The sequence below is a fragment of the Occallatibacter savannae genome, assembly GCF_003131205.1.
Lineage (GTDB): Bacteria > Acidobacteriota > Terriglobia > Terriglobales > Acidobacteriaceae > Telmatobacter > Telmatobacter savannae.
This window is the reverse complement of the sequence record NZ_QFFY01000005.1, coordinates 603,540-616,431: the sequence shown is the minus strand read 5'-3', so window position 1 is coordinate 616,431 and position 12,892 is coordinate 603,540. Positions and strand designations below refer to the sequence as shown.

The 12,892-nt window shown below is 60.4% G+C and carries 12 protein-coding genes; 3 read left to right on the top strand and 9 right to left on the bottom strand.

Annotated elements, in window-relative coordinates; translation table 11 throughout:
• The first annotated feature begins 319 nt into the window (after nucleotides 1-319).
• Both rplU and rpmA read left to right on the top strand, forming a co-directional pair.
• Nucleotides 320-643 carry a 50S ribosomal protein L21 gene (rplU, locus tag DHV10_RS20610; RefSeq protein ID WP_109488260.1) on the top strand — a complete coding sequence of 108 codons (324 nt, stop codon included), beginning with the start codon at nucleotides 320-322 and terminating at the stop codon, nucleotides 641-643.
• Nucleotides 644-754: 111 nt separating this feature from the next.
• Entirely contained in the window at nucleotides 755-1,015 is a 261-nt protein-coding gene (gene rpmA / locus DHV10_RS20605) for a 50S ribosomal protein L27 (RefSeq protein WP_109488259.1), read from the top strand.
• An 85-nt stretch (nucleotides 1,016-1,100) separates the two neighbouring features.
• On the opposite strand, the gene DHV10_RS20600 is transcribed toward rpmA, so the two are convergent.
• The 6 genes from DHV10_RS20600 to DHV10_RS27315 all read right to left on the bottom strand — a co-directional run bounded on the left by DHV10_RS20600 (nucleotide 1,101) and on the right by DHV10_RS27315 (nucleotide 5,432).
• Nucleotides 1,101-1,517 carry a PA2779 family protein gene (locus tag DHV10_RS20600; protein WP_109488257.1) on the bottom strand — a complete coding sequence of 139 codons (417 nt, stop codon included), beginning with the start codon at nucleotides 1,515-1,517 and terminating at the stop codon, nucleotides 1,101-1,103.
• Nucleotides 1,518-1,674: 157 nt separating this feature from the next.
• Nucleotides 1,675-1,980 carry a hypothetical protein gene (locus tag DHV10_RS20595; RefSeq protein WP_109488255.1) on the bottom strand — a complete coding sequence of 102 codons (306 nt, stop codon included), beginning with the start codon at nucleotides 1,978-1,980 and terminating at the stop codon, nucleotides 1,675-1,677.
• A gap of 178 nt (nucleotides 1,981-2,158) precedes the next feature.
• Nucleotides 2,159-3,295, bottom strand: coding sequence for an N-methyl-L-tryptophan oxidase (gene solA, locus DHV10_RS20590; RefSeq protein WP_109488254.1), 1,137 nt, complete (start codon nucleotides 3,293-3,295; stop codon nucleotides 2,159-2,161).
• Nucleotides 3,296-3,531: 236 nt separating this feature from the next.
• Nucleotides 3,532-4,170: an MEDS domain-containing protein gene (locus DHV10_RS20585; protein ID WP_109488253.1), complete on the bottom strand. Its 639-nt coding sequence runs from the start codon at nucleotides 4,168-4,170 to the stop codon at nucleotides 3,532-3,534.
• A 104-nt stretch (nucleotides 4,171-4,274) separates the two neighbouring features.
• Complete coding sequence (locus tag DHV10_RS20580; RefSeq protein ID WP_109488252.1) at nucleotides 4,275-5,144, bottom strand: hypothetical protein; 870 nt, start codon at nucleotides 5,142-5,144, stop codon at nucleotides 4,275-4,277.
• A 123-nt stretch (nucleotides 5,145-5,267) separates the two neighbouring features.
• Nucleotides 5,268-5,432: a hypothetical protein gene (locus DHV10_RS27315; protein ID WP_162601717.1), complete on the bottom strand. Its 165-nt coding sequence runs from the start codon at nucleotides 5,430-5,432 to the stop codon at nucleotides 5,268-5,270.
• 372 nt (nucleotides 5,433-5,804) lie between these two features.
• Between DHV10_RS27315 and gyrB the strand changes: the two genes are divergently transcribed.
• Entirely contained in the window at nucleotides 5,805-8,378 is a 2,574-nt protein-coding gene (gene gyrB / locus DHV10_RS20575; protein ID WP_109488251.1) for a DNA topoisomerase (ATP-hydrolyzing) subunit B, read from the top strand.
• Nucleotides 8,379-8,481: 103 nt separating this feature from the next.
• Here the strand turns inward: gyrB and DHV10_RS20570 are convergent, their stop codons facing one another.
• The 3 genes from DHV10_RS20570 to DHV10_RS20560 all read right to left on the bottom strand — a co-directional run bounded on the left by DHV10_RS20570 (nucleotide 8,482) and on the right by DHV10_RS20560 (nucleotide 12,788).
• A complete protein-coding gene (locus tag DHV10_RS20570; protein WP_109488250.1) occupies nucleotides 8,482-9,267 on the bottom strand; it encodes a DeoR/GlpR family DNA-binding transcription regulator in 786 nt (261 codons plus the stop codon).
• 189 nt (nucleotides 9,268-9,456) lie between these two features.
• On the bottom strand, nucleotides 9,457-11,499 hold the full coding sequence (locus DHV10_RS20565) for a beta-N-acetylhexosaminidase (RefSeq protein ID WP_109488249.1): 2,043 nt from the start codon (nucleotides 11,497-11,499) through the stop codon (nucleotides 9,457-9,459).
• Nucleotides 11,500-11,654: 155 nt separating this feature from the next.
• Nucleotides 11,655-12,788 (bottom strand): metal-dependent hydrolase, encoded by a 1,134-nt coding sequence (locus DHV10_RS20560; protein ID WP_109488248.1) that lies wholly within the window; start codon nucleotides 12,786-12,788, stop codon nucleotides 11,655-11,657.
• Between the last annotated feature and the right edge of the window lie 104 nt (nucleotides 12,789-12,892).

Here is a 12,892-nt window from a genome sequence, read left to right as displayed (position 1 = left end):
GAAATGACACCCTTCTTGGTAGGTGGAGGGCGTAGAGGGACTTTCCGGATATGGTTGGGGTGCGAGAGCCAAGGGCGACCTCAGATCGAAATGACACCGATGTTGATCGATGGAAAGGTGGGGTGGTGCGTTGACCCGGTGCTGCAAACCCTGTAAACTACCTTAGTTTGGCGATTCCTGCCTGTCACTGCGGAGCCAACCGCTCGCCCAAGGGATACCGGCGCTCGAGCGTACCGCGGGACGGAGTTTCCGCCCGAGCAATTCAAGGTTGGGAGCATGCACTTGCCGATGGCGCGTGCGTCTGCTCCGGAGGATTTTTATGTACGCGGTCATTCGTACCGGTGGCAAACAGTATCGGGTCGCACCAGGCGACGTGCTCAAGATCGAGTCGGTGAGCGCCGACCAGCAGACGGTGGAGTTTGCAGACGTTCTTGCCTTCAGCGGCGATAACGGGATTGCAAAGCCGTCGAGCGCCAAGGTTACGGCCGAGATTGTGGGCCATGGCCGCGGGGAGAAGGTGCTCGTGTTCCACCTGAAGCGGAAGAAGCAGTACAAGAAGCTGCAGGGGCATCGGCAGAATTTCACCGAGGTTCGCATCAAGTCGATCGAGGCTGATGGCGTGACCTACGACGCGAAGAAGTAGCTTTCAGCCCTCAGCTCTCAGCTTTCAGCTGCAGTCGCGAGGGAGGACGAAGACAGAAATTGAAAGCTGACGGCGGATAGCTGACGGCTGCAACGACGAGGGGATTGAGCAATGGCACATAAAAAAGGTGGAGGCAGCTCCACAAACGGACGGGATTCAAATGCACAGCGGCTGGGCGTAAAGGCCTTTGCCGGACAGATTGTGACGGGCGGGTCGATCATCATGCGCCAGCGCGGAACGAAGATCAAGCCGGGCGTCAATGTGGGGATCGGGTCGGACGATACGCTGTTCGCCAAGGTTTCAGGACGGGTGAAGTTTACCGATCACGGCAATCGCGGGCGCTTCGCGTCGGTGGAGCCGATCGCAGAGTAAGCAGCTCAGGTTTTAGCGAGAAAGGCCACGGTTCGCCGTGGCCTTTCTCTTTTTTGCGGATGGATCGGCTGGTTGGGGCCGAGACTCAGTGGACGAGGATTACAACGATGAGCACTACCAGGGCGATCACGATCAGGGCGAGTTCAGGCCTGGTGAGAGCACCGGCTGCGAACTTCTGCTGCGCGTCGGTGGATCGGGCGGCGAGGCTGGCGAGTTCCTGGTCGGAGAGCGAAGGAATGGCGCTCTTCACCTGCTCGGGGTTGTAATGCGCGTCGCGCATGGCGCGGTCGGCGACCGGGCTGCTGAGGAAGTCGGCTACCGCTTCGATGTTTTTCTGGCGGGCTGATGCGGAGTCGGCCATCTGCTTCTGCATGGCCTGCGGGGAGACGAGATGGTCCTGAGCCGGCGCGGCGGCAAATGCGTCGGCGGGCACGGACATCAGCAGCATAAGAGCGGAGGGAACGATGGCGCGAAGAGCGAGAGATTGAAGGGTTTGTTTCACATGGACTCCTGAGACCCTGCGTGGGGGAGGTAACGTTCAGGTCATTTCAGATGCCATGGGAAGGGGCGGAGTTTTCCCTTGCGCGCCTCTCCGGCAGCGGGAGGTATTCGCTGCGGCACAGGATAATGTGGGGAGAGGCGCGGTGGAGTTCTGGAGATCAGGCGGAGCGGCGGGAGGGCGCTGCGCGATGCGGCCAGGTGTTGCGAACTGGAATGCTGGAGCGGTCGGCGGGGATGTCGAATGCGGGAACGCGCTCAGGCGCGACAGGCATGCGGCGGTGATGATCGTTGAAGGCGGCCAGGCGCGCCGGCAGGCAGCTATGAGCTGCTTCAAGGCGCTCCAGCTCTGCTTCCCAAGTGGAGCAGCCGACGGTAGCGAAGCAACGCGGGCAGACGGAGTCGATGGTGCCGTCTTTGTTCATGCGATGGGGGAACTCGAAGTGGACGAAGTGACTGGAAACCATGGTTTGGGGACCTCGAAAAAAGCTCGACGTGAGGAACTACAGAGTAACGCCGTTCCTATCCAGAAGTAACTGGGAAATACCCCGGAAACAATGGCGCAAAGAGTGTAGAGGCTGTGAATTTTCCATAAAGGAACAGCGCACACGATTGCGCCCGGAATGGGATTCGCGGCGAAGTGCGTCAGTGGGCGAAACGTTCTGGCGAAAACAGGGCGATGGGGTGGGTGGATGAACTGCGCGTTGCGAGGCCGGCGAGGATTTCGCCTATGACGGGGGCGAACTTGAACCCGTGTCCCGAGAAGCCGCAGGCTATGGTGCAGGATGGCAGCCGGGGGTGAGGGCCGATGATGAAGTGCTCGTCGGGCGTCATGGTGTAGAGGCAGGTTTTGGCACGGAGGAGATCGCCGGCGATGGCGGGAATGCGGCCCTGCAAAGACACGATGATCTGCTGCACGTCGGCATCGTGGATCTGGCGATCGACGGTGTCGGGTGTGCAGGACAGGTCGCTGCCGTGGATGGCGACCTTGATGCCGCCGTTGGGGCCGTCGATTGCGGGGAAGCCATAGGAGGCGTACTTCCCTGCTGCTCCTTCGGCGATGAAGACGGGAAAGCGGTCGGGCAGAAATCCTTCGACGCCGCCTTTGGGCTGGATCCAGGCGGTAACCTGGCGGGTGACGCTGAGCGGGAGATTGGATTGGAGGGCTTCGGCGGCCCAGGGGCCTGCGGTGATGATGAGGTGCCGTGCGGAATACGAGCCGCGGGTTGTTGCGACTTCGACGTGATCGGGGGCTGCGGTCCAGGAGAGGACTTTCTCGTCGAAGTGCAGCTGGGCGCCGGAATGGATGGCGGATTGGAGTTGGGCGCGAATGCAGTCTTCCGGAACGAGGTAGCCGGCGAGGTGCTCGAAGACGCCAAGATCGCCGGGGTGCGGGCTGAATGCGGGAAATCGAGCGGCGAGTTCAGCTGGGGCGAGAACGTCTATGGGAATGTGGTGTTCTTTGGCGGAGGCGATGGTGCGGCGGACGAGATCGCCATCTTCGTTGCCGATGACGAGACCACCGGTGGTGTGGATCAGGCGGATGCCAGTGTCGCGTTCAATCTCGCGCCAGAGCTCGTAGGCGCGCAGGACGAGGGGGATGTAGTCAGGGCTTTCGAAGTAGGCCTGACGGATGATGCGGGAGCCGCCGTGGGAGGAGCCGCGGTCGTGCGGCGGCGTGAACTGGTCCAGGCCGAGTACGTGCTGACCTCGCGCTGCGAGATGGTGGGCGGCGGCGCTGCCCATCGCTCCGAGGCCGAGGATGATTACGTCGAAGGACATGGGGTGGGTGAGGTCGGTTGAGGTGAGTATAGATCCGCCTTCGCCAAGGCTTTGGCGCGCTTCGCGTGGGCACCCGGATCCTTCCCTTCCTACCCGTCCTGTTTTGGGGTCGATACCCCGGTCTCCAAGTGCGAGGGACCGGGGCACCCGATTTTTCTTTTGACTCTGGCCAGCTTGCTTGCTCCCCATGTCTCCAAAACGGGAGACATGGGGCACCCGACATCCGGAGGTTGGGATTAGTTCAGGGACTCGGGGTTGAGGACGCTGGTGAGGAAGCCGTCGAGTTCGTGAGCGGCGCCGTGCGCGGGGGAGCTTCGCTCTGAGTAGTGAGGATTGAGGATGGTGAGGGTCTCGCTGATGAACAGATGACGATGCGAGCGAAGGCCCTTGTGCAGGATGTCGCGGGGCAGGGTGTCGGCGTGGTACTGGCAGATGCCGGACATCTCCGGATGCCTGCGCATGAAGTCTTCAAGACGCCATTCGTACTCGAGGAGCTTGGTGAGGTCCTTGGCGGGCCCGAACTCCCAGGTCATGTCACCGGTAGCCCAGAGGCCCTGATAGCCGTCGCTGAGTGCCTGCTGGAGAGAACGCTCGAGGGTCGCCATCATGCTTGGAACGTCGAATTCCCATTCGCCGAGAAGATGATTCTGTTCTGCAGAGAGCACGAGGTTGCCGCTGCTAATGGCGTGCTCGACATCAATGCCGTAGGCGGCGAGCTGCGACTTAAGGCCGGCGATCATTGGGCGGCTGTTGAGGTAGAGGCAGCGATGATTGGAACGGAGCTTCTCGCCAAGGGCCGAGGCGACCGCCGGGATGTGGCGCGACGGCGCTCCCTCGTAGATTAGACATTGATGGCGGGAATCGTGGGGGCCCATGGAGGAGTCCAGTATAGCCGGGATTCGGGTTGGCCCGGAATGGTTGAAACGGAGAAAAGACCGAACCCAACAATGGGCTCGGCCTTTTCAGTATTCAGACCAGCTTACGATTTCGATTCGCCCTGCAGATTGCGGGTGAGGACTTTTTCGACGACGCGCTCGACATCGGTGAGGAAGAAGCCGTTGGCGGGCTGGCGAACGGCGACCTTGGTGCCGTGGCCCAGGGCGGAGGCGATTTCGTTCCAGCGATAGATGGTGGAGCTGGCGGGCATGATGACCGGCTTGCGGGTGTGCTCCGGCACCAGACAGTAGCCGACCAACATGATGATGGTGAGGAGAATGACGCCCTCATAAACGAACTGAAGAGGCGCGTTGAGGGACGGATGCCCACTGATAAACATGGTGAGGATGAAGTCGTTGGACGACATGAGACCAAAGCCAAGCCCGAAGCCCACTGCCATGTCCTTCGCGGAAAGCTGCAGAGCATTGATGCAGAGGAAGAGGAAGGCGAGGAGACAGAGCTCGAGGATGCTGACGGCGCGCATGAGCGCCAGGGCGAGCTGGGGAATGATGGAGACGGTGGGATGCGAGTAGGAAACCGAGCCGAGGCTTGCGACTGCGGAAACGAGGGCGACCCAGCGGAAGATCACGGTTCCGAGGCGCATGAGTCCGGAGAAGGAAGCGAGAACCGAGCGGAAGATTTCAAGCGTCACGAAGAAGAGGCTGATGGCGCTTGCGGCGTAGACGGTCCAGTAGGGGTAGAAGTAGAACGGGAAGTATTGATGCCCCCAGGGCTGCGCCTGAATGTAGAGCAGGCCGAGGAGGACGGGCATGGAGCCGACTCGCAATAACAGATAGGCGTTGAGTGCCGGGAAGCGCTTCTCGAGGCCCTTCTTCCAAAAGAGGAAGCCGAGGGTAGCCCAGAGCAGGAACTCCGCCACGCTCATCGCCGACATCCAGAAATTCAAAGGCATACTTGCCCCTTCTATCCTGAGGGTTCTCTCAGCATAGTCGGAGTGGCCTTTGACTTCAATTGGAAACAAAGCCAGTGCGTGTAGCACTTTGGTGCTACCGAGCAGCGAGCTTAAGAGCCGGATTTACTTGCCAGTGCAGGAGACGCCGGGGCCGCAGGTGGGAACCGGAAGTCCGGCGGTGGCAGCCTGGTGGCTCGGCATGGTGTTCTTGACCGAAGACGAGACGGAGGCGGCGGCTGCGCCGGCGACGACAACGGAGAGCACGAGAACGCGGAAAGCGAGTTTCATAATTGGTTACCCCTTGCGGAAATTCCCAGAAAAGATGTTGGGTTGATGACCTATTTATGGTAGTCGATTACCATAGTTAAGTCCAGCGTTTTCAGATACATCGAAAGTATCGCATTTCTGAGTGACAAAAGTAACATGCTTCATCGGTAATCTACCCGCTAGTACCCAATTTAGTTACCTGCTCGCGCGCTGGTAATGGGGAGTTTCGACCGGGATTTGCAGGGGTTCAACATGGTAAAATTGCCTATAGCAGAGCGCGTCCAAAGCCCTCGACTTTCAATCGGTTAATCCCCAAAGTGCGGCTTGAATCGGGGCGGCACTTTGCCCGTAGCACGACCGCCGACAGGCGAACATTCTGCGAAACGGATAATTATGGCGACGAACGGCAACGGTAACGGCGACTACACAGGCGACAATATCAAGATCCTGGAAGGCCTCGAGGCAGTCCGGCTGCGTCCTGCGATGTACATCGGCTCGACGGGTGAGATGGGACTGCACCACCTTGTTTACGAAGTAGTAGACAATTCGGTGGACGAAGCGCTGGCGGGGTTCGCCACGAAGATCGATGTGACGATTCACGTCGATAACTCCATCACCGTTGTGGATGATGGCCGCGGCATTCCTGTCGATATGAAGACTCTGCCGAACGGCGAGGTGATGCCGACGGTGCAGGTGGTGCTGACGAAACTGCACGCCGGCGGCAAGTTCGACTCGTCGACGTACAAGGTTTCCGGCGGTCTGCATGGCGTGGGTGTGAGCTGCGTGAATGCATTGTCGCAGGAGTTCAACGTCGAGATCTGGCGCGATGGGCACACGTGGGAGATGGACTTCAGCTGCGGCGATCCGACGAGCGATCTGCGCAAGACAGGCGTGAGCAAGAAGCGCGGGACGAAGATTCACTTCCTGCCGGACAAGACGATCTTCGCCACGACCGAATACAACTACGACACGCTGGCGCAGCGGCTGCGCGAACTCGCCTTCCTGAACAAGGGGCTGGAGATCACGCTGACGGACGAGCGGAACGTCGATGCGAAGACGGGCGACTCGAAGCATGCGGAGTTCCGCTACGCGGGCGGCATTGCAGAGTTTGTGAAGCACCTGAATCGCGGCAAGTCGGTGCTGCACGATAAGCCGATTTTGATGGAAGCGCAGCGCGACAAGGTGGAGCTGGAGATCGCGCTGCAGTACAACGACAGCTATTCCGAGACGGTGTTCAGCTTCGCGAACAACATCAACACGGTGGATGGCGGAACGCACCTTTCGGGATTTCGCACGGCGCTGACGCGGACGATCAACGCTGTGGGCCAGCAGCTTGGGCTGTTCAAAGACGTGAAGGAAAACCTGAGCGGCGACGATGTTCGCGAGGGGCTGGTGGCGGTGGTGAGTGTGAAGCTGCCGCAGCCGCAGTTTGAAGGCCAGACGAAGGGCAAGCTGAATTCGGATATCGCCGGGATTGTGCAGGCGTTCGTCAACGAGCGTCTGGGCGCATACCTGGAGCAGAACCCGCCGGTAGCGCGGAAGATTATCAACAAGGCCATTGAAGCGGCGCGCGCACGCGAGGCGGCACGCAAGGCTCGCGACCTGACTCGGCGCAAGGGCGCGCTGGATGGCGGCGGGCTGCCGGGCAAGCTGGCTGACTGCTCGGAGCGGAACCCCGATCGCTGTGAGTTGTATCTGGTCGAGGGTGAGAGCGCAGGCGGCACGGCGAAGCAGGGACGCGACCGGCGATTCCAGGCGATTCTTCCGCTGAAGGGCAAGATCCTGAATGTGGAGAAGGCGCGCTACGACAAGATGCTGGGGCACGAAGAAATTCGCGCGATGATCACGGCGCTGGGCACGGGCATCGGCAAGGAGGACTTCGATCCGGCAAAGCTGCGGTACAGCAAGATCATCCTGATGACGGACGCCGACGTGGACGGATCGCACATCCGCACGCTGCTGCTGACCTTCTTCTTCCGGCACATGACGGAGCTGATCAAGCGGGGCAACATCTACATCGCGCAGCCGCCGTTGTTCAAGATCAAGAAGGGGCGGTCAGAGCAGTACGTAAAAGACGAGCGCGAGCTGAACCGCGTGGCGATCAAGCGGGCATCAGAAGGCATGATTGTGCGCCACGGCGAGAACGCCAGCCATATCGACGGCAGCGAGCTGACGCGCTTCATGGGGTATCTAAACGAATATCTCGGGTTCGTGGAGAAGGTGGACAAGCGCATCCGCAACGAGCAGATCACGGAACTGATTGCGCGGGCGGAGCTGACGCATCGTGCGGATTTCACCTCGGCCGATGGAAAGGGTGTTCCGCCAAAGCTAAAGCAGCTGCACGATGAACTTGAGGAGCAGGCGGGCGAGTTCAACATCAAGGTGAGCAAGCCGAGCGAGGACGAGGAGCACCATACGTGGTCGATCTGCTACACGGATGCGCAGGGCGCATCGCGGTGCATCGACTGGACGATGGCTTCGAGCCCGGAGTTCAGGCAGATGATGTCGAAGTACTCGCAGATCAGCCAGTATCTCGAACCGCCGTTCCTGATCGAGTATGCGAACAAGGGCGCACAGGAGAGTGCCGCTGACGAGCCGGAGGGCACGGAGTTTGAAGAAGGACAGACTCCGCCCAAGGTGAAGGCTGAAGCCAAGGCGGCGCGGCGGACTTCGAAGATTCTGCAGGAGCCTGTGGAGAAGGAGACCGCGCGCGAATTGTTCTCGTACATCGTGGAGCAGGGCAAGAAGGACTACGATGTGCAGCGTTATAAGGGGCTCGGCGAGATGACGTCTCCGCAGCTCTGGGAGACGACAATGGATCCGGAGCGGCGCACACTGCTGCAGGTGAAACTCGAAGACATCGCGGAGACAGAGACGATCTTCACGACGCTGATGGGTGAAGACGTGGAGTCGCGGCGGAAGTTCATCGAAGATAATGCGCTGGACGTGAAGAATCTGGATATCTGACTTTCGGGAAAAGAAGGAAAACAGAAATCCCTCCGATGGCTGAAGTCGGAGGGATTTGTATTTGCGTCGAGTCTCGAGGAGCGGGCGGTTAGGAGGTCGTGCGCTAGACGCGGATTACGCGGATGCCCTGCCGTTCGAAAGGAGCAACGGCCTCTTGAGAAGCACCGGTGTCGGTGATGATGGTGTGGATTTCGCTCAGGGGGCAGATGAAGGCGGGACTGACGTTTCCGAATTTGCTGGAATCGGTGACAACGATGACCTGCTTGGAATGCTTGAGCATCTTGCGGTAGATGAGGGCTTCATCCTGCTCGAGGGTGGTAGCGCCGCGTTCGACTTCGAGGCCGGTCACGCTGAGGAAGACGCGATCCATGTATACATCGTCGAGGAATTCGAGAGCGGCGTTGCCGGTCAAGGAGAATGACCAGGCCCAGGGGATCACGCCGCCGGTGAGGTAGGTGCGCACTCCGGGCTGATTGCAGAGTTCCATGCCGATATTGACCGCGTTGGTGATGACCTGGATCTTTTCGCGGTGGCGGAGCGCGCGGCCGATGTGGGTGGTGGTGGTGCCGGCGGAGAGGCCGATGGTTTCGTTGGGCTGAACGAGTTCGGCGGCGGCGAGTCCGATGCGGCGCTTCTCAGTGGCGGAACGCTGTTCGCGAGCCAGGAACGAGCTGTCATACCGGAAGGGCTCGTAGAGCAGGGGCTCGACCAGGGTTGCGCCGCCGTGCGTTCTGCGGATCAGCCCTCGGTTCTCGAGGCGCGCGAGATCCCGACGGATGCTCGGAGCCGAGGAACCAGCCTCTTCGAGGATTTCGTCGATGGAGGCGGTGCCTACGCGCAGCAAGAGCTTGATGATCCGTTCACAACGTACGTTCAGGGTGTCTGGCATGACGCGACCGATTCTACACGGGTTTTGGAGCGATGATTAGAAACTTTTCACGAAAAGTGACTTTTTGCCGCAAAACAGTGCCTGAATTGGCATCATTTTGACGAGTTAGGGCCGTAATGATCAATCAAGAGACAAGGTCAGGGATTGCCCGATCAGGCTCATGTCTCAGGCTATGCCAAGTCGAGCGGTTCACTTCCCAGCAGACTGAACGAGCAATTCGATTGGGGCGACGATCATGTTCCTCAGGACGGCCTGTGGTTTCTCCGCTGCCTTGAGGGTCTGAAGGTCGGCTTGGGTTGCGGTTGCATCTGCGTGGCGGTGGTTCTGGAGGTCGTCGAGCGCACGGAGCCCGATGGCGGAGATCTTCGAGACAGTCTGCGACAGCGGGATCAGTTCCGCGGTGATGCCGGAATTGTTGAGTGTCGGCTCGAGTTTCGTATCGTTGTCTCGCCACTCGGTAAGCCACTGGCGTGCGGTCTGCCATTGTTCCTGAGAGGCGCTGCCGGAGGAGATCGCTTTGGCGAGCAGGCTGAACTCGCGGGCACGTTCGCTTTCAGGCGGAACGGAGTCGACGAGATGATTGAGCGGCGTGTGCCAGTCGTATTCTCTGAGGGACTCGCGCTCATAGCCCTCGGGGGGCTGCACGGCAGTTGCGAGAACGGCGAGATACTCCGGATCGTTGTTGCCGGTCATGCGCTGCAACATGCGCGGCGTGACGGACTGATGGGTCAGTCCGTAGGCCTGGAGTTTATCGGAGACGACGTACATGCGCGCATACATGGATTCAACGTCGCGCAGATCCTGCGGGGACCAGAGGCGCTCGGCGATGGCCGCGGTGCGGGGCCAGATGCGGCTGTCGATGATTTCCGACGTGGTGAACTCGCTCCACATTGCGGCTTCTCCGCCCATGACGAGTTTCTTCTGCTCGTTGGAGAGAGTAGCGGCGTCTCCGCCGAGAGGATCGGTGAGGTAGTGCTGCTCTGCAGGCTGGTTGAGGTCGATGTAGTAGCCGTTGGAGAGGATGGTGCGGTTTCCCTGCCGCGCTGAGGCGGCAAGGCCCTTGGGTCCGCGCCATGATTGGATCACTACGTCCTTAGGAGTGTTGGGCTGGAGCACTTCGTCCCAGCCAACCATGATGCGGTGGTGGGAGGCGACGATCTTTTGCACGCGGCCGCTGAAGTAGGACTGCAGCGCGGCGTTGTCTTTGAGCTGATGAGACTGCATGAAGGCTTTGATCTGCGGATTGCGATCCCACTCCTTGCCATTGCACTCGTCGCCGCCAACGTGGAAGTACTCGTCGGGGAAGATGGTCGTCATCTCGCCGATGAACTTATCGATGAAGGTGAAGGTGCTTTCGCGGCTCGGATCCATGGCGGGGTCGAAGATTCCCCAGCGTGTCTGAATCTGATAGGGGCCTTTGCCGCTGGCGAGGTCGGGGTAGCCCACGAACCAGGCGGTTGTGTGGCACGGCATGTCGAACTCAGGGACGACGCGGATGCCGCGTTCACGCGCGTAGTCGACGATCTCTTTCATCTGCTCCTGGGTGTAGTAGTCGCCGTTGGAGCCCTTGCCGGTGAGCATGGGGAAGACTTTGCTGTCGGCGCGGAAGCCCTGGTCCTCAGAGAGGTGCCAGTGAAAGACGTTCAACTTCACCGACTCCATGCCGTCGAGGTTGCGCTTGATGACGTCGAGTGGCTGGAAGTGGCGGCCGGCGTCGATCATGAGCCCTCGCCATGCGAAGCGCGGCGCATCGTCGATGGTGACTGCTGGAGCAGCGAAACCGTCGGAGGTGATGGCGACAAGTTGCAGAAACGTCTGGAGGCCATGCATGGCGCCGAGGGAGTTGGGAGCGGAGATAGTGGCGCTCGAGGGAGTGACTTCAAGGTGATACGACTCGTCCTCGCCGACGCGCTGGATATGCTCACTGTCGGCCGAAGCCTTGACGGTGAGGGTCGCGGTGCCGGTGGTTGGTTCCCCGTGATAGGGGATGCCGGTCTGTCGTGAAAGGGCCGTCAGGAAGCGCTTACGGGCGAGTTCGAGGCGGTCATCCTTGAAGCCGTCGAGTGCGACGGTGAAGTTGCTGTCGATTTTCAGGGCTCCCTGTGCTTGCGTGACGTGCGAGGGCATAGGCATCAACGAAAGAGAGTTGGGCTTCTGGGCCGGCGCGAGCGGAACGATCATGAAGGCAAGGATGCAGAGTAGAAATCGCGGGAAAAGATTGCGGTCGTTCAACGGATTGCTCCTTCGTGAAGGCGAGACCTTGAAATCAAGGCAATCGTACACTAACGCGGCGGCGATTTGATCGTTTGACCCGAAATCAATCAGAAGATTTAGCGCGCAGGTAGGAAAAGGCTAGATCGAGACAGAGACTGGCGCGACCTTTGCGGCTATTTCTGCTCGCGGCCGCCCATTTCCATTCCGGCCTCTTCCCTCCCATCGACGATGTAGACGGCTCCGGTGAGGCCGCTGGGTGGGCGGGTGTTACCGGTGCCGCGGAAATCGTATCCGAAACGGAGGTCAGTGAATTCGACGGTGGTCCAGGTGCGGCTGGGGGGAAGTTTGGGAGGGTCGATGCCGACGACCTGGGTCTGGCCTAGATCGGAGACGACGGCCCACGTGCCCCAGTCGAGGTAGACCTGGCCGAGGAGAGTCTGGTTGGCGGCCTGGACGGCGGGGGTGTACGGGGGCTTGAACATCTGGTCAGTTTGCGGATCGCTTTCGATGTCGCCTGTACGGGTGTTGACTTCGGCGAACTGGTAGTAGCCGGGCGTGTCGACGATGACGTGCCATCGGAACGGGTTCCAGGGATAGGGTTCGACACCGATGCGGTCGACGGGAGCGAGGCTGACGGGGTTGTTTCGGACGAGTGCTTCAGCCTGGGCGTGCTGGACGTAGCGAAAGCACCAGAGAAGGAAGATTCCGCTGAGCGCGAAGATCGCCATGCTGCGACCACGAAAGGGCCTGGAAGTGCGGCGGGAACTGATTTCGCGTTCGGCGAGACCGAGGATGGCGGGGATGATCAGAGCGGCGAAGAGCAGGATCCACATGGCGGGTTCGGCGATGAAGACAAAGCTGCCGGCGTACCACCGCGGGTTGAAGGGGTAGAAGGGGCGAACGCCGTAGTTGTTGGTCCAGTCGAGCGCGATGTGGCTGAGCGATGAGATGAGGGCGGAGAGGTAGACCCAAGACCATCGGATGGGTTGGGACTGGGCACGCTCGGGAGCGCCGGGCTCAGGCGGAGGGAGAGAGGCGAGGCGGCGGGCACGACGGCGCTGATGCCAGCGGGAGTAGAGCCATGTTGCTCCGACAGCCGCGGCGGCGACGAAGGGAGCGCCGAGAAAGGTGTGGGTAATGCCGCGATGATGTTTGAGGCTTTCAACAGGCCCAGCGAAGCTCCAGAAGACGTCGAGGTCGGCGGCTTCGGCGGCGAGGAGGGCGGCGAGGGTTGCGTAGGCAGTTTTTCGGTTGAGGCCGGCGCGTCCGATGCAGGCGCCGGTGAGGAAGTGGGTGATGGGCTCCATGTCGTTGGGATCATGGTAGCGGACTAAGCGACGCTGCGGACGTGAGCGGAGTGATGCGGGGTTCTTCGTTTCCCACCCTAAACGCAAAAGACGCGTTTAGGATG

Coding starts and splice junctions, on each gene's coding strand:
- solA (WP_109488254.1), bottom strand. CDS start 3,295: ATGTCCTTCGACGTAATCATCCTCGGCCTCGGAGCGATGGGCAGCGCC.
- DHV10_RS27315 (WP_162601717.1), bottom strand. CDS start 5,432: ATGAAACTCGCTTTCCGCGTTCTCGTGCTCTCCGTTGTCGTCGCCGGC.
- DHV10_RS20570 (WP_109488250.1), bottom strand. CDS start 9,267: ATGCCAGACACCCTGAACGTACGTTGTGAACGGATCATCAAGCTCTTG.
- rpmA (WP_109488259.1), top strand. CDS start 755: ATGGCACATAAAAAAGGTGGAGGCAGCTCCACAAACGGACGGGATTCA.
- gyrB (WP_109488251.1), top strand. CDS start 5,805: ATGGCGACGAACGGCAACGGTAACGGCGACTACACAGGCGACAATATC.
- DHV10_RS20585 (WP_109488253.1), bottom strand. CDS start 4,170: ATGGGCCCCCACGATTCCCGCCATCAATGTCTAATCTACGAGGGAGCG.
- rplU (WP_109488260.1), top strand. CDS start 320: ATGTACGCGGTCATTCGTACCGGTGGCAAACAGTATCGGGTCGCACCA.
- DHV10_RS20595 (WP_109488255.1), bottom strand. CDS start 1,980: ATGGTTTCCAGTCACTTCGTCCACTTCGAGTTCCCCCATCGCATGAAC.
- DHV10_RS20560 (WP_109488248.1), bottom strand. CDS start 12,788: ATGGAGCCCATCACCCACTTCCTCACCGGCGCCTGCATCGGACGCGCC.
- DHV10_RS20580 (WP_109488252.1), bottom strand. CDS start 5,144: ATGCCTTTGAATTTCTGGATGTCGGCGATGAGCGTGGCGGAGTTCCTG.